The 21,660-nt window shown below is 72.9% G+C and carries 19 protein-coding genes; 15 read left to right on the top strand and 4 right to left on the bottom strand.

What is annotated here, in order from left to right; translation table 11 throughout:
• The first annotated feature begins 247 nt into the window (after nucleotides 1–247).
• The 13 genes from AC07A4_RS29275 to AC07A4_RS29215 all read left to right on the top strand — a co-directional run bounded on the left by AC07A4_RS29275 (nucleotide 248) and on the right by AC07A4_RS29215 (nucleotide 16,263).
• The gene (locus AC07A4_RS29275; protein WP_478604090.1) at nucleotides 248–1,336 is read left to right on the top strand and encodes a branched-chain amino acid aminotransferase; all 1,089 of its coding nucleotides are present in this window, start codon (nucleotides 248–250) and stop codon (nucleotides 1,334–1,336) included.
• 205 nt (nucleotides 1,337–1,541) lie between these two features.
• Nucleotides 1,542–2,225 (top strand): urease subunit gamma, encoded by a 684-nt coding sequence (gene ureA / locus AC07A4_RS29270; protein ID WP_478604087.1) that lies wholly within the window; start codon nucleotides 1,542–1,544, stop codon nucleotides 2,223–2,225.
• Nucleotides 2,222–3,910, top strand: coding sequence for an urease subunit alpha (locus tag AC07A4_RS29265; protein ID WP_478604085.1), 1,689 nt, complete (start codon nucleotides 2,222–2,224; stop codon nucleotides 3,908–3,910). Before ureA ends, AC07A4_RS29265 begins: the two co-directional genes overlap by 4 nt.
• Nucleotides 3,911–3,937: 27 nt before the next feature.
• Nucleotides 3,938–4,963, top strand: coding sequence for an agmatine deiminase family protein (locus AC07A4_RS29260; protein ID WP_478604083.1), 1,026 nt, complete (start codon nucleotides 3,938–3,940; stop codon nucleotides 4,961–4,963).
• Between the two features lie 91 nt (nucleotides 4,964–5,054).
• The gene (locus tag AC07A4_RS29255; protein WP_478604344.1) at nucleotides 5,055–5,612 is read left to right on the top strand and encodes a TetR/AcrR family transcriptional regulator; all 558 of its coding nucleotides are present in this window, start codon (nucleotides 5,055–5,057) and stop codon (nucleotides 5,610–5,612) included.
• Between the two features lie 116 nt (nucleotides 5,613–5,728).
• Nucleotides 5,729–7,018 (top strand): hypothetical protein, encoded by a 1,290-nt coding sequence (locus tag AC07A4_RS29250; RefSeq protein ID WP_478604080.1) that lies wholly within the window; start codon nucleotides 5,729–5,731, stop codon nucleotides 7,016–7,018.
• Between the two features lie 32 nt (nucleotides 7,019–7,050).
• Complete coding sequence (locus AC07A4_RS29245) at nucleotides 7,051–8,148, top strand: TolB family protein (protein ID WP_478604078.1); 1,098 nt, start codon at nucleotides 7,051–7,053, stop codon at nucleotides 8,146–8,148.
• Nucleotides 8,145–9,233 (top strand): hypothetical protein, encoded by a 1,089-nt coding sequence (locus tag AC07A4_RS29240; protein WP_478604075.1) that lies wholly within the window; start codon nucleotides 8,145–8,147, stop codon nucleotides 9,231–9,233. Before AC07A4_RS29245 ends, AC07A4_RS29240 begins: the two co-directional genes overlap by 4 nt.
• A 41-nt stretch (nucleotides 9,234–9,274) precedes the next feature.
• Nucleotides 9,275–10,360, top strand: coding sequence for a hypothetical protein (locus AC07A4_RS29235; protein WP_478604073.1), 1,086 nt, complete (start codon nucleotides 9,275–9,277; stop codon nucleotides 10,358–10,360).
• Between the two features lie 162 nt (nucleotides 10,361–10,522).
• On the top strand, nucleotides 10,523–11,815 hold the full coding sequence (locus AC07A4_RS29230) for a TolB family protein (RefSeq protein ID WP_478604070.1): 1,293 nt from the start codon (nucleotides 10,523–10,525) through the stop codon (nucleotides 11,813–11,815).
• 360 nt (nucleotides 11,816–12,175) lie between these two features.
• Nucleotides 12,176–13,849, top strand: coding sequence for a citramalate synthase (gene cimA / locus AC07A4_RS29225; protein WP_478604069.1), 1,674 nt, complete (start codon nucleotides 12,176–12,178; stop codon nucleotides 13,847–13,849).
• A 43-nt stretch (nucleotides 13,850–13,892) separates the two neighbouring features.
• The gene (locus AC07A4_RS29220; RefSeq protein WP_478604067.1) at nucleotides 13,893–15,227 is read left to right on the top strand and encodes a hypothetical protein; all 1,335 of its coding nucleotides are present in this window, start codon (nucleotides 13,893–13,895) and stop codon (nucleotides 15,225–15,227) included.
• Nucleotides 15,228–15,369: 142 nt separating this feature from the next.
• The gene (locus AC07A4_RS29215) at nucleotides 15,370–16,263 is read left to right on the top strand and encodes an alpha/beta fold hydrolase (RefSeq protein ID WP_478604065.1); all 894 of its coding nucleotides are present in this window, start codon (nucleotides 15,370–15,372) and stop codon (nucleotides 16,261–16,263) included.
• A 52-nt stretch (nucleotides 16,264–16,315) separates the two neighbouring features.
• On the opposite strand, the gene AC07A4_RS29210 is transcribed toward AC07A4_RS29215, so the two are convergent.
• Both AC07A4_RS29210 and AC07A4_RS29205 read right to left on the bottom strand, forming a co-directional pair.
• Nucleotides 16,316–16,855, bottom strand: a complete 540-nt coding sequence (locus AC07A4_RS29210; protein ID WP_478604062.1) for a hypothetical protein — start codon at nucleotides 16,853–16,855, stop codon at nucleotides 16,316–16,318.
• Between the two features lie 289 nt (nucleotides 16,856–17,144).
• Nucleotides 17,145–17,753 (bottom strand): YceI family protein, encoded by a 609-nt coding sequence (locus AC07A4_RS29205; RefSeq protein WP_478604060.1) that lies wholly within the window; start codon nucleotides 17,751–17,753, stop codon nucleotides 17,145–17,147.
• 603 nt (nucleotides 17,754–18,356) lie between these two features.
• On the opposite strand from AC07A4_RS29205, the gene AC07A4_RS29200 reads away from it, so the two are divergent.
• Nucleotides 18,357–19,949, top strand: coding sequence for an acyl-CoA carboxylase subunit beta (locus AC07A4_RS29200; protein ID WP_478604058.1), 1,593 nt, complete (start codon nucleotides 18,357–18,359; stop codon nucleotides 19,947–19,949).
• Nucleotides 19,950–20,008: 59 nt separating this feature from the next.
• Nucleotides 20,009–20,206 (top strand): acyl-CoA carboxylase subunit epsilon, encoded by a 198-nt coding sequence (locus AC07A4_RS29195; protein ID WP_478604055.1) that lies wholly within the window; start codon nucleotides 20,009–20,011, stop codon nucleotides 20,204–20,206.
• A gap of 205 nt (nucleotides 20,207–20,411) precedes the next feature.
• Here the strand turns inward: AC07A4_RS29195 and AC07A4_RS29190 are convergent, their stop codons facing one another.
• Together AC07A4_RS29190 and AC07A4_RS29185 are read right to left on the bottom strand one after the other, a co-directional pair.
• Entirely contained in the window at nucleotides 20,412–20,996 is a 585-nt protein-coding gene (locus AC07A4_RS29190) for a GTP-binding protein (RefSeq protein ID WP_030361923.1), read from the bottom strand.
• A complete protein-coding gene (locus AC07A4_RS29185) occupies nucleotides 20,977–21,618 on the bottom strand; it encodes a DUF742 domain-containing protein (protein ID WP_478604052.1) in 642 nt (213 codons plus the stop codon). Before AC07A4_RS29185 ends, AC07A4_RS29190 begins: the two co-directional genes overlap by 20 nt.
• Between the last annotated feature and the right edge of the window lie 42 nt (nucleotides 21,619–21,660).

The raw sequence follows: 21,660 nt of genomic DNA, 5'->3' as shown, positions 1-21,660 counted from the left end.
CGGCCCTCCGCCGTCCGTGCAGCCGCCGGGTCGCCTCGCGCGCCCGGCGGCTTCTCGTATCCCGCCGCCGGGTGTCACCATCGGATGCCAGGGGCCGTGAATCCCGCCGTTTCGTCCAGGGAACCTCACGAGCGATAATCGGACGTGGGGCCGCGAAGCGGCGTACGCCCGTACGCCGCGAGAGGTGCGCGCGTACGGCCTGAGCGCGGTCCGTCACACACGATGAACCGGTGAAGGACACGCAATCATGACGACGCCCACGATCGAGCTGAAGCCCTCCTCGACCCCGGCCCAGGCCGCGGAGCGCGCGGCCGTCCTGGCCAACCCCGGGTTCGGCCGCCACTTCACCGACCACATGGTGACGATCCGCTGGACGGAGGGGCGCGGCTGGCACGACGGCCAGCTCGTCCCGTACGGCCCCCTCTCGCTCGACCCGGCGACGAACGTCCTGCACTACGCGCAGGAGATCTTCGAGGGCATGAAGGCCTACCGCCAGCCCGACGGCTCGGTCGCCCTGTTCCGCCCCGAGGCCAACGCGCGCCGCTTCCAGTACTCCGCGCGCCGCCTCGCCATGCCGGAGCTGCCCGTCGAGACCTTCATCGAGGCCTGTGACGCGCTCGTGCGCCAGGACGTCGACTGGGTGCCCGCGCACGGCGGCGAGGAGTCCCTCTACCTGCGCCCCTTCATGATCGGCACGGAGGTGGGCCTGGGCGTGAAGCCCGCCAACGAGTACCTCTTCGTCGTCATCGCGTCCCCCGCGGGGGCGTACTTCCCGGGCGGCGTGAAGCCCGTCTCGATCTGGCTCTCGGAGAACCGCGTGCGCGCCGTGCCCGGCGGCATGGGCGACGCCAAGACCGGCGGCAACTACGCGGCCTCGCTCCTCGCGCAGGCCGAGGCCGCCGAGCAGGGCTGCGACCAGGTCGCCTACCTCGACGCCGTCGAGCACAAGTGGGTCGAGGAACTGGGCGGCATGAACCTGTACTTCGTGTACGGGAACAAGATCGTCACCCCCGCGCTCTCCGGCTCCATCCTGGAGGGCATCACCCGCGACTCCCTGCTCACCGTCGCCCGCGACCTCGGCTACGAGTCCGAGGAGGCCCGCGTCTCCGTCGACCAGTGGCAGGCCGACACCGCGAACGGCACCCTGACCGAGGTCTTCGCCTGCGGCACCGCCGCCGTGATCACGCCGGTCGGCACGGTGAAGGCTGCGAGCCGCGAGTGGGTGCACGGCGATGGGCGTCCCGGTGAGGTGACCACGAAGCTGCGCGAGACGCTGCTTGACATTCAGCGGGGGGTCGCCGAGGACAAGCACGGCTGGATGCACCGCCTGGGCTGATCCGTTCCCCCGCTCACCACCATTGGCGCTGGCGCGCCGCGTCCTCAAACGCCGGACGGGCTGGAAGATCCAGCCCGTCCGGCGTTTGAGGACGAGGCGCGCCAGCGCCGTTTCTTTGAGTGGCACTCAATACATCCGCAGCAAACCTTCCGGATCTGTGAGCCCAAAGATTAGAGTGCTGCTCAAACATCCCGAAGGGACCGGTATGCGACTGACCCCCACGGAACGCGACCGGCTGCTGCTCTACGGCGCCGCCGAGCTCGCCCGCGCCCGCAGGGCGCGCGGCCTGCGGCTCAACGTGCCCGAGGCGACCGCGCTGATCGCGGACACCGTGTGCGAGGCGGCCCGCGACGGCGCCCGCCTCGCCGAGGCCATCGAGCGCGCCCGCGCCGTCCTCGGCCCGGACGACGTGCTGCCGGGCGTCGCCGACGTCGTCACCGAGGTGCACGTGGAGGCCGTCTTCGACGACGGGTCCCGGCTCGCCGTGGTCGCCCGGCCGATCGGCGGCGAGAGCGAGGGCGAGCGCGCGCCGGGGGCTCTGCTTCCGGGGCCCGCGCACGCCGACCCGGCGCCCGTCGCGGCGCTCACCGTGCACAACACCGCCACCGTGCCCGTCTCCGTGACCTCGCACTTCCACTTCTTCGAGGCCAACCCCCGGCTCGACTTCGACCGGGCGGCGGCCTACGGCACGCGTCTCGCGGTGCCCGCGGGCTCGTCCGTGCGGTTCGGGCCCGGCGAGCGCGTCGAGGTCGGGCTCGTACCGATCGGCGGCGACCGCGTCGCGATCGGCTTCGCCGGTCTCGTCGACGGCCCGCTGGACGCGCCCGGCGCCAAGGAAGAGGCCCTGCGCAGGGCCGCCGCCTGCGGATATCTGGGAGCGAGCACATGAGCGTCGATCCATACGCCTACGCCGTGGCGCACGGCCCCCGCGCCGGGGACCGGGTCCGCCTCGGTGACTCAGGACTGACCGTGCGCGTCGAGTCCGACGCGCAGAAGTACGGCGACGAATTCCTCGCCGGGTTCGGCAAGACGGCCCGCGACGGACTGCACCTCAAGGCCGCCGCCGTCCGTGACACCTGCGACGTCGTCATCAGCAACGTCCTGGTCATCGACGCCGTGCAGGGCATCCGCAAGGTGTCCATCGGCATCCGCGAGGGCCGGATCGCCGCCATCGGGCGGGCCGGGAACCCCGACACCCTCGACGGCGTCGACGTGGTCGTCGGCACCGGCACCTCCATCGTCTCCGGCGAGGGGCTCATCGCCACCGCCGGAGCCGTGGACACCCACGTCCACCTCCTGTCGCCGCGCATCATGGAGGCCTCGCTCGCCTCCGGGGTGACCACGGTCATCGGGCAGGAGTTCGGGCCCGTGTGGGGCGTCGGCGTCAACTCGCCCTGGGCGCTGCGGCACGCCTTCAACGCCTTCGACGCCTGGCCCGTCAACATCGGCTTCCTCGGCCGGGGCTCGTCCTCGCACGAGGCCCCGCTGATCGAGGCGCTCGCCGAGGGCGGCGCGAGCGGCTTCAAGGTGCACGAGGACATGGGCGCCCACACCCGCGCCCTGGACACCGCGCTGCGCGTCGCCGAGGAACACGACGTCCAAGTCGCCCTGCACAGCGACGGGTTGAACGAGTGCCTGTCGGTGGAGGACACCCTGAAGGTCCTCGAAGGGCGGACCATCCACGCCTTCCACATCGAGGGCTGCGGCGGCGGCCACGTACCGAACGTCCTGAAGATGGCGGGCGTGCCGAACGTCATCGGGTCCTCCACCAACCCGACTCTGCCCTTCGGGCGCGACGCCGTCGCCGAGCACTACGGGATGATCGTCTCCGTCCACGACCTGAAGACCGACCTGCCCGGCGACGCCGCCATGGCCCGCGACCGCATCCGCGCCGGGACCATGGGCGCCGAGGACGTGCTGCACGACCTCGGCGCCATCGGCATCACCTCGTCCGACGCGCAGGGCATGGGCCGCGCCGGGGAGACCGTGCGCCGCACCTTCGCCATGGCCGGGAAGATGAAGGCCGAGCTCGGCCCGATGGACGGCGACGGCCCCGGCGACGACAACGCGCGCGTCCTGCGCTACCTTGCCAAGCTCACCCTCAACCCCGCCATCGCGCACGGCCTCGCCCACGAGGTCGGGTCGATCGAGACCGGGAAGCTCGCCGACATCGTGCTGTGGCGGCCCGAGTTCTTCGGCGCCAAGCCACAGCTCGTCCTGAAGGCCGGATTCCCCGCCTACGGCGTCGTCGGCGATCCGAACGCCGCCACCGACACCTGCGAACCGCTCGTCCTCGGGCCGCAGTTCGGGGCGTACGGGGCGACCGCCGCCGACCTCTCCGTGGCCTTCGTCGCCCAGGCCGCCGTGGACCTGGGCCGCGACCAGATGCCCACGCGCCGCCGCCGCGTCGCCGTGCGCGGCACCCGTGGCATCGGCCCCGCCGACCTGCGCCTGAACTCCCGCACCGGCGCCGTCGACGTGGACCAGCGCACCGGCCTCGTCACCCTCGACGGCGACCCGCTGCGCTCCGAGCCCGCCGACTCGGTCTCCCTCAACCGCCTGTACTTCCTCTGACGCCGCCCACCCCTCAAGGACGAGACCATGACCCTGTACATGCCCCCGGAGTGGGCCCCGCACGACCGCACCTGGATGGCGTGGCCCGGCCCCAACCCCACCTTCGCCACCCCCGACGACCTCGACGAGGCGCGCCAGGCGTGGGCGGCCGTCGCCCGCGCCGTACGCCGCTTCGAGCCCGTCACCATGGTGTGCGGCCCCGGCCAGGCGGACTCGGCCCGCGCGCTCCTCGGGCCCGGCGTGGACCTGGTGGAGCGGGAGCTGGACGACGCCTGGATGCGGGACATCGGGCCCACCTTCGTGCGCGACACCGGCACCGGCGGCCTCGCCGCCGTCGACTGGACGTTCAACGGCTGGGGCGCCCAGGAGTGGGCCCGCTGGGAGCACGACGCGAAGATCGCCCGGCACGTCGCGGACCTCGCGGGCGTCCCCGTGCACTCCACGCCCCTGGTCAACGAGGGCGGCGGCATCCACGTCGACGGCGAGGGCACCGTGCTGCTCACCGAGACCGTGCAGCTCGGCCCCGAGCGCAACCCCGGCTGGAGCAGGGAGCGCGTCGAGGCGGAGGTACACGCCCACCTCGGCACCAGCGAGGCGATCTGGCTGCCGCGCGGCCTCACCGCCGACTACCCAGGCCACGGCTTCGGCACCCTCGGCCACGTCGACATCGTCGCCGCCTTCGCCGCCCCCGGCGTCGTCCTCGTGCACAGCCAGCGCGACCCCGCGCACCCCGACTTCGAGGTCAGCAAGGAGGTCGCGGGCCTCCTTCGCGGGCGCGCCGACGCGCGCGGCCGGGCGCTTGAGGTCGTCGAGGTCCCCGCCCCGACCGCCCTCGCCGACGACGACGGCTGGGTCGACCACTCGTATATCAACCACTACCTGTGCAACGGCGGCGTCGTCCTGTGCGGCTTCGACGACCCCAACGACGAGGTCGCCGCCGGCATCTTCCGCCGGCTGTTCCCGGAACGGTCGGTCACCCTCGTCGACGCCCGTACGATCTTTTCCGGGGGCGGCGGCATCCACTGCGTCACCCAGCAGCAGCCAAGGATCTGACACACGGGAGCACCACGTGGCCGAGGCCGGTCCCGCGCGCGGCGCACGCCGGAAGAACGCGCCGCCGCGCGAGGACGTCCTCGCCGCCGCCATGGAGATGATCGCCGAACGCGGCCTGGAGGAGCTCACCATGGCCGCGCTCGGCCGCGCGGTCGGCATGAGCAGCGGCCACCTCCTGTACTACTTCGGCTCCAAGGACGAGCTGCTCCTGCGCACCCTGGAGTGGAGCGAGGGCCGTCTCGGCGCCGAGCGGCGGCGGCTGCTCGCCCGCGAGAGCACGGCCCGCGAGCGCCTGGACGCCTACGTCGACCTGTATGTGCCAAGGGGCCACCGCGACCCGCACTGGACGCTCTGGCTCGAGGTGTGGAACCGCTCGCTCGACGCGGACGCGGGCGGCCGCGACCGGCAGGCCGCCATCGAGGGCGCCTGGCACCGCGACCTGGTCGCGCTGCTCGCCGAGGGCGTCTCGCACGGCGAGTTCCGCGCCGTCGACCCCGACCGCGTCGCCACGCGTCTACGCGCCCTCCTGGACGGCCTGAGCATCCACCTGACGATCGGCCTTCGCGGCACCGACCGGGCCCAAGTCCTCGGCCACGCACGGGAGTTCAGCGACCAGACGCTCGGCGCGGCGCCGGACGCGGACGTTTGAGACAGCGTCTGGGTTGTACGCGATACGGCTGATTGACCCTCGCGCCCGGCGTGCGCTTGCATCCCCGATGGGCCCTTGGCACCGGGCCGGGGGCACGTGCCTTCTGGGGGGAACGCATGGCCAGAGCCCAACGGAAGAAGAGATCCAGCAGAGCCGCGCGAACGGCGGGCGCGAGCGCCCTCGCCGTCTTACTCGCGGCCGCGGCGCTGCCCGCGGCCGCCGCCGCACCGGCCGGTGGGACCGCACCGGCGCCGCACGCACCGGCGGGGGCCGCCGGGGCCACGCGGCTGATCAGCGTCGCCGTCGACGGCGGCGCGGCGAACGGCCCCTCGACGAACCCGGTGCTGAGCGCCGACGGCCGCGTCGTCGCCTTCACCTCACAGGCCAGCAACCTCGTCCGCGGCGACACCAACGACCGGGCCGACCTGTTCGTACGCGATCCGCGCCACGGCGGCATCCAGCGGATCGTGGACCCCGGCGGCGAGCTCTCCTCGCCGTCGCTCAGCGCGAACGGCCGGTACCTCGCCTACACGGCACAGGACGGCGACACGACCGCCGTCATGGTGCGCGACCTGCGCACGGGCAGCGCCGAGCGCGCCGACGTCGACCTGCCGATGGTGTTCGAGAACGGCCACGCGCCCGCGCTCTCCGCCGACGGCCGCACCGTCGCCTTCGCCGTCGAGGACAACGACCCCACCACCTCCGGGGCCCGCGCCGTCTACGTACGCGACCTGCGCGCCCAGCGCACCGAACGCGTCAGCTTCCCCGCCGAGCCCGACGAGGGCTTCCTCGGCTTCCGCGCCCCGACGATCAGCGGCGACGGCCGGACGGTGGCCTATCAGTACGTGCACGGCACCCCGCCGCGCGGCGACTGGTCCGACCTCTACGTCCACGACCGCGACACCGGCGGCGAGACCCAGGCCGACACCACCCACGACGGGGCCCCCGCGAACGGCGCCGCCACCGGCCCGCTGCTCAGCGCGGACGGCTCCACGCTCGCCTTCGACTCCGGCGCCTCCAACCTGGTCCCGGGCGAGGACCCCAACGACAGCGTCAACCCGTTCGTGCGCGACCTGCGCACCGGGAAGGTCACCCGCGTCGACGCGGTCCTGCCCGGGCCCGAGGGAGTCCTGTCCGTCGACGGGGTCTCCGCCGACGGGTCGCGACTGCTGCTCGACACCTGGCCGGTCCTGACCGTCGACGACGCGGAGTTCGTCCGCGACCTGCGCACCGGCGCCAACGTCCTGGTGTCACCGGACAAGGACGGCAGGCCCGCGAACGCCGTCGACGCGCGGATGGACGCCCGCGCGCGGACCGTCGTCTTCAGCGGCTTCGACGAGGAGAACTTCGTGGCGGGCGACACCAACGGCGTCCAGGACGTGTTCGTCCGCACGGTGCGCAAGTGAGGCGGCCCATGAGCGACGACAGGAGGCAGAGGATGACCAGCAGTACGACGCGCCGGGCCGCCCCGCACCGGGCCGCCCTCACGGCCGCGCTCACCGCCCTGCTCACCACGGGCGGTCTGACGGCGGCGCACGCGGCCCCCGACCGGGCGGCCGCGCCGCACGTGGACCGCGTCTCGGTCGCCGCCGACGGCACCGAGGCCAACGGCGGCTCCTCGGGCGGCAGGCTCTCGCGCGACGGCGCCTTCACGGTCTTCAGCAGCGCCGCCACCAACCTCACCCAGGAGCCCACGCCCCGCCCGCCGGGCGCCCTGCACGTCCGCGACAACACGACCGGCGAGGTCACGCGGATCAGGGAGGGCCTCCAGGAGCCGTCCGTCAGTGACGACGGCCGGTACGTCACCTACCTCGGCTGGGGCACCCACACGGTCAAGGCGAAACTCATCGACCTGGCGACCGGCCAGGTCAAGACGCTCACCACCGGCTCATCCAAGGCCGGTTCGAGCGGCGCCGAGATGAGCGCCGACGGCCGCTACATCGCCTTCACCCAGGTCGCCGAGCACCCCTCGATCCCGGACCGCGTCGAGGTCTACGACCGCGTCAACGGCACCTACGAGACCGTCAGCGCGGGCCCGCCGGACTCCACCCGGGACATGCGGCACCCGTCCATCAGCGCCGACGGCCGCTACGTCGCCTACCGCGACGCGGGCACCGGCGACATCTGGCGCGCCGACCGCGAGACGGGCACCCGCGTCCGCGTCGACGACGGCGGCTCCAAGGAGCTCGTCCAGCTCAGCGGCAACGGCCACGCCATCGCCGTGAACACCGCCGACGGCGCCTACGTCCGCGACATCACCACCGGCACGACCACGCGCCTGCCGGGCGAGCGGGCCGACGCCCTCAGCCCGAACGGCCACCAGCTCCTCTACCAGAGGGACGACCCCGTGGCGTACTCCGCGCTCCGCCTGCGCCACCTGCCGAGCGGCCGCGACACCCTCGTGCACGGCAACGCCCGCGGCGTCCCCGGCGCCTTCGCCGACGAGGAGCGGCTCGTCTTCGACAGCCCCGACGCGGGCATCGTCCCCGGCGACACCAACGGCACGTCCGACGTCTTCCTGCGGAGCGCCGGGTGAGGCGCCGCGCTGCCACCACCCTGCTGAGCGCGGCCCTCGCGGCCGCGCTCAGCGCCGCCGCCTGGGCCCCCGCGCAGGCGCGGGCGCACGAGCCCCGCACCGAGCGCGTCAGCACCGCCAGCGACGGCACCCAGCTGGATGGGCCCTCCGGGGACGCCGCGCTCAGCGCCGACGGCCGCCGCGTCGCCTTCGTGACCCGGGCGGCGCGCCTGGGCTGCGCGCCGTTCCTGCCGTGCCTGGCGGTCAAGGACCTGACCACCGGCGCGCTGACCGGCATCGACCTCGGCGCCGGCCACCTCTACTCCTCGCCCCTGCTCAGCGCCGACGGCACCCGCGTCGCCTTCACGGCGGGCAAGCGCTTCCCGGCGCCCTACCTCCACGACACCGCCACCGGCACCACCGAGCGCCTGTGGCCCAAGGACCCGCCCGGCTCCAACGAACTGGGCGCCGTGCTGTCCCTGAGCCCCGACGGCACGCACATCGCGTACACCATCGGCAACCGCCACGGCCCCCAGGGCTCCCGGCTGCTGTACGTCCGCTCCACCGCCACCGGCACCGACGAGCTGATCTCGCCCCCGGAGGAGGGCTTCAAGGGCGGCGCGTCGGTGAACGGCGACGGCACCCGCGTCGCCTACCAGACCGGCGGCTACAGCGAGGGCCCCGAGGACACCGCGGACGTGTTCCTCAGGGAGCGCGGCACGGGGGAGCGGACCCAGCTCGACGCGGGCCTCGGCACGGCCGAACTCGTGCGGATCAGCGCCGAAGGACGCCGGGTCGTGTTCAACGCCCAGGGCGGCGTGTACGTCCACGACACCCGGACCGGCACGGCGGCGCGCGTCGCCGAGGGCCGCGCCAGGGCGGCCACCGCGGGCGTCCGGCACGTCCTGGTGGCCAGGGCCGACGGACCGCACCTGCTCGACCTGCGCACCGGCCGGAGCACGGCCGTCGGCCCGCCCGACGCCCAGGCGGGCCCCGGCGCGCTCGCCGCCAAGGGCCGCGCCCTTGCCTTCACTTCCGCGGCGCCCGACCTCGTGGGGAACGACACCAACGGCGAGGCCGACGTCTTCGTACGGCACACCCGGTGAACCGCACCGGACAAGGCACCGAACAAGGGGGAGCGGACAGCATGACCGGACAGACGACACGCGCCTTACTCGCGGCGGCACTCGCCGCCGCGCTCAGCGCCGTGACCCTGTCGGCCGCGGCGGCCGACCAGGGGCCGGGGAAGCCGCGCACGGAGCGCGTGAGCACGGCGAGCGACGGCGCCCAGCTCGACCGCCAGTCGCTGCACGCGGCCCTCAGCGACGACGGACGCTACGTCGCGTTCTCGACCAAGGCCTCCGTGCTGCGGGGCTGCGAGCTGCAGACGTATGTGTGCCTGGCGGTGAAGGACCGGGTCACGGGCCGGCTCACCCGGATCGAGAACGGCGGCGGTTTCGACTGGGGGCCGCCCGTGCTCAGCGGCGACGGCCGCCGCGTCGGCTACACCGAGGGCACCAAGGGCCCCTCGGCCTGGGTCCACGACCTGGACACGGGACGGAGCACCCGCGTGGAGTCGGCCGCCCAGATCCAGGCGCTCACACCCGACGGCCGGTACGTCCTCTACACCTCGGGCGACGACCGCTTCGTCACCGACCGCTATGTGTCCGTACGGGACCTCACCACGGGCACCACCGAACGCGTCGAGGGCGACGCGACGAACACCCGCTTCGGCGCGGCCTCCCTGAGCGCGGACGGCAGGTTCGTGGCCTATGTGAAGCGGAGCGCGGGGCCCGAGGGCGATGACGTCTACGTCAAGGACCGCGTCACCGGCGAGACCGTGCGCGCCGACGGCGGACTCGGCGCCGCCGACCGGGAGTTCGTCCAGATCAGCGGGGACGGCCGCCGCGTCCTGTTCGTCGCCGATGGCCGGACGTACGAGTACGACCTGCGCCGGGGCGCCGCCCGGAAGGTCGCCGAGGCGCCCGCGAGGTCCGCGAGCAGGAACGCGCGGTACGCCGCCCTCGCCGAGGGCGGCCCCGGCGCCGAGCGCGTCGTCCTGCTCGACGTGCGCACCGGCCGCCGCACCGCGCTCGCCCCCGGCGAGACCCGCGCGGGCACGGTCTCCGTCACCGCCCGGGGCCGCGAGGCGGTGTTCACGTCCAGCGCCCCCGACCTGGTGCCCGACGACACCAACGGCACGCTCGACGTGTTCGTACGCCGCGTCCGCTGAACCCGGTACGGGGGACGCCCACGGCGTGTCGGACGGGACGTCAGGCGCCGCGCCGCGCACCGTGAGGGGCGAACAGATGACCTGGCAACCACGAGTGCCCCCAACGCACTCCTTACCGGCACAGGGCACCGCACCTCACCACCACCCACGGGGGAACCACCCATGCGTCTCACCACCCGCGCGGCTCTGGCCACCGCGCTCGTCGCCGCCGTCACGGGAGCCGCGCTCCCGGCGGCGGCCGCACCCGGCTCCCGCGCGGCGGCCCCGCGCACGGAGCGGATCAGCGTCGCCGCCGACGGCACCCAGGCGCGCGGCGCCTCCGACGCCCCGGCCATCAGCGCCGACGGCCGCTATGTGGCCTTCCAGACCGAGGCGGCGAACCTGCTGCCCGGCGACACCAACGACCGCACCGACATCTACCTCCGCGACCTGCGCACCAAGAAGCTGGAGCGGATCAGCCTGCGCGCGGGCGGCAGGCAGTACGACTCGCACGCCCTCGACCCGTCGATCAGCGCCGACGGACGGTACGTCACCTACTCCGCGCAGGTGCCGCGGCAGGGCGGCGGCCTGTACAGCGGCACGTTCCTGAAGGACCGCAAGACCGGCCGCACCGAGGTCGTCAGCCTCTCCGACGACGACAAGCCGGTGTTCGGGGACTACGTCACCGGCGCGCGCGTGAGCGCCAACGGCCGGTACGTGGCGTTCGTGTCCGCCCTGAAGGACCACGGCGACCCGCAGAGCGACGCCATGTGGACCGGCGTGTACCTGCGCGACCGCGAGAACGGCACCACGCGCCGGGTCAGCGAGATCGCCACCGGCCTGCCCACGTGGACCGTCACCGCCGTCCACCTCAGCCCGGACGGCCGCCACGTCGGCTACGGCCTCGGCCAGGTCCGGCCGGGGCACGGCAGCAAGGTGTACACGTACGACACGACGACCGGCACCTCCAAGAGGCTCGACGTGCTGCCCTCGGGCCAGCAGGTCCGCGTGGGCGTGCCGTCGCTGAGCGAGAACGGCCGGTACGCGGCGTTCACCAGCCCGGCGCCGCTCGTGCCCGGCGACACCAACGGCAAGCAGGACGTCTTCCGGCTCGACACCCGCACCGGCAAGCTCAAGAAGGTGACGGTCACCGCGCGCGGCGGCCAGACCGACGCCGACTCCCACGAGCCCCGGATCAGCCCCGACGGCCGGCACGTCGCCTTCGTCTCCGGCGCCTCCGGGCTCACCGCGGGCGACCGCGCCAAGGGCCCGCTGTACGTGCGCGACCTGAAGACCGGCGTCAACCGGCGCGTCAGCGTGCCCCGGGGCGGCGGCGAGAGCGAGGACCAGGGCTGGCCCGCGTACGGACTGAGCGCGGACGCCCGGACGTTCGCGTTCACCTCGGACGCGGCCACCATGGTCCCGGGCGACACCAACGGCGCGAGGGACGTCTTCGTCCGCCGCCACGTGCGCTGACAGGGGCGGGACGAGAGGCCCGGCGCCCGGCCGCCGGGTCACTCGTTCGGTCCAGCGAGGGGCCCGCATAGTGAGACAGCCGTTCCGGCGCGGCACCTCGTATGGCAGGCTGCGTCCATGCTCATGTTCGCCATGATTATTGGCAGCACGCGCGCCGGTCCGCAGTGACCGTTTCCCGCGACCACGTCACGCGGGGAACGGCCCCGTCGTCCTACGACCCGCGCGCAGGCCTCTCGCACCCGCGAGGGGTTTTTTCGTTTTCCGGCCCACCCGCAGCCGGAAGACGGACCGCGAGGGAACATGAGGGTGGCGGAGCCGGTCATTCCGTTAGACCGAGATCCGACCCAGGGGGCAGAACAGATGACGGAAACCAGCAAACCCGACGAATCGCTCCACTCCCTCCGCACCGACGAGGAGAGTGCCTCCTTCTCCGTGGACGACTCCTTCCACGTGTTCGACACCACGCTGCGTGACGGCGCACAGCGCGAGGGCATCAACCTCACCGTCGCGGACAAGCTGGCCATCGCCCGGCACCTGGACGACTTCGGCGTGGGCTTCATCGAGGGCGGCTGGCCCGGCGCCAACCCGCGCGACACCGAGTTCTTCGCCCGCGCCCAGGACGAGATCGCCTTCAAGAACGCCCAGCTCGTCGCGTTCGGCGCCACCCGCCGCGCGGGCGCCAAGGCCGCCGAGGACCCGCAGGTCAAGGCGCTCCTGGAGTCCGGCGCCCCGGTGATCACGCTGGTCGCCAAGTCCCATGACCGGCACGTCGAGCTCGCGCTGCGCACCACCCTCGACGAGAACGTGGAGATGATCCGCGACACCGTCTCCTACCTGCGCGAGCAGGGCCGCCGCGTCTTCGTCGACTGCGAGCACTTCTTCGACGGCTACCGCGCCAACCCCGCCTACGCGAAGCGGGTCGTGCGCACCGCCCACGAGGCGGGCGCGGACGTCGTGGTCCTGTGCGACACCAACGGCGGCATGCTGCCCGCGCAGGTCCAGGCCACCGTCGCCACCGTCGCCGCCGACACCGGCGCCCGGCTCGGCATCCACGCCCAGGACGACACCGGCTGCGCCGTCGCCAACACCCTCGCGGCCGTCGACGCGGGCGCCACCCACGTCCAGTGCACCGCCAACGGCTACGGCGAGCGCGTCGGCAACGCCAACCTCTTCCCGGTCGTCGCGGCCCTGGAGCTGAAGTACGGCAAGAAGGTCCTTCCCGAGGGCGCGCTGCGCGAGATGACCCGCGTCTCGCACGCCATCGCCGAGGTCGTGAACCTCACCCCGGCGACCCACCAGCCCTACGTCGGCGTCTCCGCCTTCGCCCACAAGGCGGGCCTGCACGCCTCCGCGATCAAGGTCGACCCGGACCTGTACCAGCACATCGACCCCGAGCTCGTCGGCAACCGCATCCGCATGCTGGTCTCCGACATGGCGGGCCGCGCCTCCATCGAGCTCAAGGGCAAGGAGCTCGGCGTCGACCTCGGCGGCGACCGCGAGCTGATCGGCCGCGTCGTGGAGCGCGTCAAGGAGCGCGAGCTCAAGGGCTATACGTACGAAGCCGCCGACGCCTCCTTCGAGCTGCTGCTCCGGGAGGAGCTGCGCGGTCCTGGCGGCGAAGGGCGCTCCGGACGCTACTTCCGCACCGAGTCCTGGCGCGCGATCGTCGAGGACCGCCCCGACGGCTCCCACGCCAACGAGGCCACCGTGAAGGTGTGGGCCAAGGGCGAGCGCGTCGTGGCGACGTCGGAGGGCAACGGCCCCGTCAACGCCCTGGACCGGGCGCTGCGCGTCGCCCTGGAGCGGGTCTACCCCGAGCTCGCCAAGCTGGAGCTCGTCGACTACAAGGTCCGCATCCTGGAGGGCAAGCACGGCACGTCCTCCACGACCCGCGTGCTGATCTCCACCACGGACGGCGCGGGGGAGTGGTCCACGGTCGGCGTCGCGGACAACGTGATCGCCGCGTCCTGGCAGGCCCTGGAGGACGCCGTGACGTACGGCCTGCTCAAGGCGGGGGTCGAGCCCGTGGAGTGAACACGGGCGGCACGAATCGGCCGGGCCTGGGTTAGCGTGAAGTATGAGGCCCACCAGGCAGGCGGCGTCCCAGCTGACCGTCATCCTGTCCGGACTGCTCCTGGCCGTGGGCGCCGCCTTCGCGGCGGCGCCCGCGGCCCGGGCCGCCACGGATGTCCAGACGGTGGCCGACGCCTTGCGGAAGAACCCCGTGTACGTCGACGAGGCGGCGGCGTCCCAGCTGCCCAAGGCCGCCGCCGACGCCCTCTCCGAGAAGATCGAGAAGGCCGACAAGCCGGTCTTCGTGGCCGTGCTCCCGGCGACGTTCCCCGAGAAGGACCTGTTCCGCAACCTGCGGACGGCCACGGGCGTCACCGGTGTGTACGCGATCAGGCTCGGCGACAAGTTCAACGCCCAGGCCGACGGCGCGGCCCTGTCGAGGAACGCCGTGACCAACCTCTCGGCCCTCGCTCAGAGCGAAGGCCAGAACGCCGACAAGCAGCTCAACGCCTTCGTGGACCGCGCGCTCACCCAGACGTCCGGCACCGCCCCCGCCTCCTGGGGCGGCACGGGCGGCGACGGCGGCGCCCCCGTCGGCGCGCTGATCGGCGTCGGCGCGGTGGCCGCCGCGGGCGGCGCGGGCGCCTACGCCGTGGTCCGGCACCGCCGCCGCAAGCGCGCGGACGAAGAGCGCGCGGCCCTGGAGAAGCTGCGCGTCGTCGTCGACGAGGACATCACCGCCTTCGGTGAGGAGCTGGACCGGCTCGACTTCCACCCGGCGGAGGCCGGGGCCGACGACGCCATGCGCGCCGACTACGAGCGCGCCCTGGACGCGTACGAGAAGGCCAAGGGGTTCATGGCCGCCGCCGAGCGGCCCGAACAGGTCCGTGCCGTCACCCAGTCCCTGGACGACGGCCGCTTCAGCCTCGCCCTGCTCGCCGCGCGCCGCGAGGGCCGCCCGCTGCCCGAGCGGCGGCCGCCGTGCTTCTTCGACCCCCGGCACGGCCCCTCGGTCAAGGACGCCGAGTGGACCCCGGCGGGCGGCGCCCCGCGCGAGGTGCCGGTGTGCACGGCCGACGCGGTCCGCCTCGCCGACGGCGACGACCCGCTCGCCCGCACCGTCACCACCGAATCCGGCGAGCGGCGCCCCTACTGGGAGGCGGGTCCGGCCTACGGCCCCTGGGCGGGCGGCTACTTCGGCGGCGGCCTGCTCCCCGGCCTCCTCGTCGGCACGATGCTGGGCTCGGCCCTGTCGTCCCCGGCGTACGCGGCGTCGGCCGGGGTGCCGATGGCCGACGGCGGCGACGTGACCGGGGCCGACTTCGACGCCGGGGACTTCGGCGGCGGCTTCGGAGGCGGCGACTTCGGGGGCGGTGGGGACTTCGGCGGCGGGTTCTAGCAGCGGGTTCTAGCGGCGGGTTCTAGTAGCGCTCGGGTTCCGGGAGAGAAGGGCTTGACGCCGCCGCGACTAAACAAGACGATACGTATCGTCTAATGATGCGCGCCCGTGCGCCTGCGCACCCGAATCCCCGGAGATCCCCATGCGTCCCCCCGTCACCGAGCAGTACGTCACCCCCGCCCCCGGCGTGCGGCTGTGGACCGAGCGGCGCGGCGACCCCGCCGCCCCGCCGCTGCTCCTCGTCATGGGCGCGGCCGCCTCCGGGATCGCCTGGCCGGAGCCGCTGGTGGACGCGCTGGCCGAGCACCACCACGTGATCCGCTACGACCACCGGGACACGGGCCGCTCCACGACCGCCTTCGATGAGCACCCTTACCGGATCCTGGACCTGGCGCGGGACGTGGTCGCCGTCCTGGACGGTCTGCACATCCCCCGCGCCCACGTGGTCGGGCTCTCGCTGGGCGCCCTGCTGACCCAGCTCGTCCTCGCCGACCACCCCGACCGCCTCCTGAGTGCCACGGTCATCGGCACGGCCGCCCTGAGCGCCACGCCGTACGAGGCCCCGGACGGCACGGTCACGGCCCCCGAGGACCTGCCCCCGATCGCGCCGGAGGTCCTGGAGATCTGGGAGCACTTCGGGGACGACCGCGACCCCGCGGCCGAGCTGGACTGGCGCGTGGCGCACTGGCGGGCCCTCGCGGGCGATCGGCTCCCGTTCGACGAGGACTTCTTCCGGGACCAGGAGCGCCGCGTCATCGCGCACGCGGGCACGCACGTCAGCTCGACGGCACACGCCCGGGCGGACGACTCCGGCCTGCCGCGCACGGCGGAGCTGGCCCGCAACGAGGTGCCGACCCTGGTGGTCTGCGGCCCCGCCGAGCCCGTCTTCCCGCCGCCGCACCCGCAGCACCTGGCGCAGGTCATCGGCAACGCCCGCCTGGTGGAGATCCCGGGCCTCGGCCACGCCCTGCCTCCGGCGGTGCACGGGCCGCTGGCCGAGGCGCTCCTCGGGCACACGGGGGGCGCCGGGGCGTAGCCCTCGCGGGCGCCCCAGGCGCTCAAAGATGTTGGCGCTCCGCGCCTCGTCCTCAAACGCCGGACGGGCTGGAATCGCTCCTCCAGTGGCCGGTGTGGCCGGGCGGCAGCCCCAGGTCCTCGCGGACGGCGGCGTAGTAGGCGCCGCGGGCGAGCCGCTGGCGCGAGATCAGCGCGGACCACGCTCCGGGCGCCCGCTCGCCCGCGCGCAGGAAGGCCTCCATCTCCAGCACGACGAGCACCCACGCCCGGGCCCGCTCCACCACGGCGGGGGCGCCGAGCAGCAGGATCGCCTCGCCCGCCGGGTCCCGGGCGTCGGCCGCCTCGGCCAGCTGGGCCTCCGCCTCCTCGGCGGACAGGGGGTGCGGATGCGGATCGTTGCCCTGGTGCGCGGCGATGCGGTAGGCCAGCGTGACGGTCTGCTTCAGCACGCGCGCGTAGTCGGTGTAGACGGCCAGCCGCCGCTCGTCCCACCGAGCCGCCTGCTCACGCCGGAAGCGCACCTGCTCCCCGCGCTGGACAGCGACGTACGACCCGAGAGCACCGATCACCACACCGATGAGCGCGGGCAACTGAGACAGAAACGCGGACATCGGCGCACCGTACCGCGCAGATTCAAGCCCGTCCGGCGCTTGAGGACAAGCGCGCAAGCGCGGGCATTTCAGCCCGTCCGGCGTTTGAGGACGAGCGCGCAAGCGCGGGTATTTCAGCCCGTCCGGCGTTTGAGGACGAGCGCGCAGCGCGACAACCCGGACCGGAAGCCGCCGATTCAAGCCCGTCCGGCGCTTGAGGACGAGCGCGCAGCGCGAAAAAGCGGCACGCGAAGCCCAGGGAGAGGGAGGGGGGGCGCCAAGCCCCCTAGCCGCAAGCTCGCGGCAGCGGTCACGCGTTCTTGATGGCAGAGATGTCGAAGTTCAGCTTGATCTTGTCCGAGACCAGAACCCCCCCGGTCTCCAGCGCCGCGTTCCAGGTCAGCCCCCACTCCGAGCGCAGCAGCTCCGCCTTGCCCTCGAAGCCGACGCGCTCGTTGCCGAAGGGGTCCTTGGCGGCGCCGTTGAACTCCAGGGCGATGGTGATCGGCCTGGTGGTGCCGAGGATCGTCAGATCGCCGGTGACGCGGTAGTCGTCGCCGCCCGCGGCCTCGACCTTCGTGGAGCGGAACGTCATCTGGGGGAACTCGTCCGTCTTGAAGAAGTCCGCGCTCTTGAGGTGGCCGTCGCGGTCCGCGTTGCCGGTGTCGATGCTGTCCATCGTGACGTCGATGGACGCCGTCGACGCGGACGGGTCGGCCCCGTCGAGGTGCAGCGAGCCGCTGAAGTCGAGGAAGGAGCCCTTGACGTTCGTGACCATCGCGTGCCGGGCGACGAAGCCGATCGACGAGTGCGAGGGGTCCAGCGTGTACTCACCGGTCACGGCGGCGAGCTCCGGGCTGACCGGGGCGGGCGCGGCGGTGGCGGCGGGGCTGTCGTTCTTGCGGCCGAAGAATCCCATGACGTGCTCCTTGGGGACGGGCTGCGCGCTACGGGAGCCGTAGCCACGAGCCGTTGAATGTTCAACGACTTCGACTGTAGCGCGATTAAGTTCAATCTTCAACAGAAGCGGTGGCGGGTCGGCGGGAATGGCGCAAGAAGGACGTACGGGCCGTGCGCCGAGGGGCCGATCTCACCTTCGCAGGGCGCCCGGAAGCGTGCGACTTCAAGACCTCCAGTGGGGCGTGCGGCCCCCTCGCGCAAGCCGCCGGGGCCCGGGCGGCCGGGGCGCGGCCGTCGGCGCCCTCGGCATACCCGCGGGGGAGCGGGTTGTCGGCCCTCACCAATTCGGCAGTACGGTGCCGGGGCGCGCCCCCCTCGGCGAACCGCCCCAGGCCGCGCCGGAGGCGCTCGTTCCCACGTCGTACCCGCACGTACGCGAGCCCTGGGTGTGAGGTGAGTCTCATTGCGCGCCTTGTGGAACCCCTACAGCCGGATGGGGCCCTGAGCAGTGGCTTTGGCTGCACCGGACGGCACTTCTGTCTGGGGGTGCCAGGAAAACGGTCCGGAGACTGTGCAGAGTCGACGGTCCGTTTTCGCGCGTGTCCTTCGTAAGGTCGAGAGCATGACCGTTTTGGACGAGGCTGGATCTTCAGCGGGCGAGCCCGCGGACGCGCGGGGCCGAGTGGCCGAATTGGCCGGGATCCGTGCGCAGGCGCTTGCGGGGCCGAGCGAGAAGGCGACCGAGGCGCAGCACGCCAAGGGCAAGCTGACGGCGCGGGAGCGGATCGCGCTGCTTCTCGACGAGGGGTCGTTCCAGGAGGTCGAGCAGCTGCGGCGGCACCGGGCGACCGGCTTCGGCCTGGAGGCGAAGAAGCCTTATACGGACGGTGTGATCACCGGCTGGGGCACGGTCGAGGGCCGTACGGTCTTCGTGTACGCCCACGACTTCCGGATCTTCGGAGGCGCCCTCGGCGAGGCGCACGCCACGAAGATCCACAAGATCATGGACATGGCCATCGCCGCGGGCGCGCCGCTGGTCTCCCTGAACGACGGCGCGGGCGCCCGCATCCAGGAGGGCGTCTCCGCCCTCGCCGGGTACGGCGGCATCTTCCAGCGCAACACCAAGGCCTCCGGCGTCATCCCGCAGATCTCCGTGATGCTCGGCCCGTGCGCGGGCGGCGCCGCCTACAGCCCCGCCCTCACCGACTTCGTCTTCATGGTCCGCGACACCTCCCAGATGTTCATCACCGGGCCCGACGTGGTCCGCGCGGTGACCGGTGAGGAGATCTCGCAGAACGGACTCGGCGGCGCCGACGTGCACGCCGAGACCTCCGGCGTCTGCCACTTCGCGTACGACGACGAGGAGACCTGCCTCGCCGAGGTCCGCTACCTCCTCGCGATGCTGCCGCAGAACAACCGCGAGAACCCGCCCGTCGCCCCCAGCGACGACCCGGCCGAGCGCCGCTCCGACGTCCTGCTCGACCTCGTCCCCGCCGACGGCAACCGTCCGTACGACATGACGAAGGTCATCGAGGAGCTCGTCGACGACGGCGACTACCTGGAGATCCACGAGCGCTGGGCGCGCAACATCATCTGCGCCCTGGCCCGGCTCGACGGCCAGGTCGTCGGCATCGTCGCCAACCAGCCGCAGACCCTCGCGGGCGTCCTCGACATCGAGGCCTCGGAAAAGGCCGCGCGCTTCGTCCAGATGTGCGACGCCTTCAACATCCCCATCGTCACCCTGCTCGACGTGCCCGGCTTCCTGCCCGGCGTCGACCAGGAGCACGGCGGCATCATCCGCCACGGCGCCAAGCTCCTGTACGCGTACTGCAACGCGACCGTGCCGCGCATCTCCCTCATCCTGCGCAAGGCCTACGGCGGCGCCTACATCGTCATGGACTCCCAGTCCATCGGCGCCGACCTCACCTACGCCTGGCCGACGAACGAGATCGCGGTCATGGGCGCGGAGGGCGCGGCCAACGTGATCTTCCGCCGCCAGATCGCCGCCGCCGAGGACCCCGAGGCCATGCGCGCCCGCATGGTCAAGGAGTACAAGGCCGAACTCATGCACCCGTACTACGCCGCCGAGCGCGGACTCGTCGACGACGTGATCGACCCGGCCGAGACCCGGTCCGTGCTGATCAGCTCGCTGGCGATGCTGCGCAACAAGCACGCCGACCTGCCCTCGCGCAAGCACGGCAACCCGCCGCAGTAGCGGCGCGCCCCCTCAGAGCCTCTGTCCCGCCCCGCGGTACCCACAAGGAGAACGCTGCGATGACCACTGCCGACATCCGCGTCGAGAAGGGCCACGCCGAGCCCGAGGAAGTCGCGGCCATCACCGCGATCCTGCTGGCCCGCGCCTCGGCTCAGCCCGCCGCCGCGCCCACCGCCCGCCGCGGCCGCGACAAGGCCGGCTGGCGCCGCCTGGAGCGCACCCCGGGCTTCCGCGCCCCGCACAGCTGGCAGGGCTGAGCCCCGCCACCCTCTGAACGCGCCTGTGGGCCCCGTACTCAACACGAGTACGGGGCCCACAGGCGTTGAACGGTGCCCGGCGGCTGTGGGCTGTGCCCACCCGTTCCGCCCTCTGGGCGGACCAGCTGCCCACAGCAGGTAGGGGGGTGGGAGAAACCCGCCGCGGTAGCGGCGGGAAACCACCCACCCACGCGCACCCGAAGGGCTACCGCAGCCGGGCCATCAGCGCATGCTCCACGAGAGTGATCAGCGCGGACTTGGCATCGGCCCGATGCCGCGCGTCCGTCGTGATGATGGGCGTGTCAGGCCCGATCTGCAGGGCCTCCCGGACCTCGTCCGGGGTGTACGGCTGGTGCCCGTCGAAGCCGTTGAGGGCGATGACGAACGGAAGCCCGGAGTTCTCGAAGTAGTCGACGGCGGGGAAGCAGTCGGCGAGCCGCCTCGTGTCGACCAGAACGACCGCTCCGATGGCGCCGCGCACCAGGTCGTCCCACATGAACCAGAAGCGGTCCTGTCCCGGCGTACCGAACAGGTACAGGATCAGGTCCTGGTCCAGGGTGATGCGTCCGAAGTCCATGGCGACCGTCGTGGTCGTCTTGTCGCCCGTGTGGGTCAGGTCGTCGATGCCCGCCGACGCGGATGTCATCACGGCTTCGGTGCGCAGCGGGTTGATCTCCGAGACGGCCCCGACGAACGTGGTCTTGCCCACGCCGAAGCCGCCCGCCACCACGATTTTCGCGCTGGTGGTGGAGCGGGCTGTTGCTCCGCCGCTAGAGCTTGCGAAGTCCACTGAGCACCCTTTCGAGCAGTGTCACGTCTGGCTGACCGCCGGCGGACTCGTCACCGCCGGGCTGATGGATGGCGACGAGGCCGGCCTCCGCCAGGTCGGCGACGAGGATCCGGGCTACGCCAAGGGGGATGGAGAGCAGTGCCGAGATCTCGGCGACTGACTTGATCTCGCGGCACAGGTTGCAGATGCGCTGATGCTCGGGCAACTGGCCCTGCAACTGATGCGGTTGTGCGGTGGTGTGCACCAGTGCCTCGATGGCGAGCTGGTAGCGCGGCCTGGTGCGGCCGCCCGTCATGGCGTACGGGCGCACCAGGGGATTGCTGGCGGGCGGCGGCGCGGGCTCGGGCGCGCGGTGCTGCTGCGGCTGGACGCGCGGCGCGTACGGCTGCTGCTGGTCGTATCCGCCCGGGCCGTGGTGGTACGGGCCCGGGGCGGGCGCCTGCGGTCCTGGCTGCCGGTACTGCGGCGTGCGGCGGTGGCTGGGCGCGGAGGGGAAGTTGTACCGGTTCTGCGAACCGTCACCCTGACCCTGGCCGTGGCCTGAAGGCCAGTTGGCCGAAGACGAACCGTCTGGGGGTGTTGCAGCCACGTACTCCTCCTCCGAAACTGTGCTCGGCACCATCGCTGTGGAGCCGCGTCCCGAAACCTTACGGCCCCGGGACGC

The sequence above is a fragment of the Streptomyces sp. NPDC043996 genome (assembly GCF_056435225.1).
Note: the sequence above shows the minus strand (reverse complement) of the source record. Positions and strands in the feature narration are given on the sequence as shown.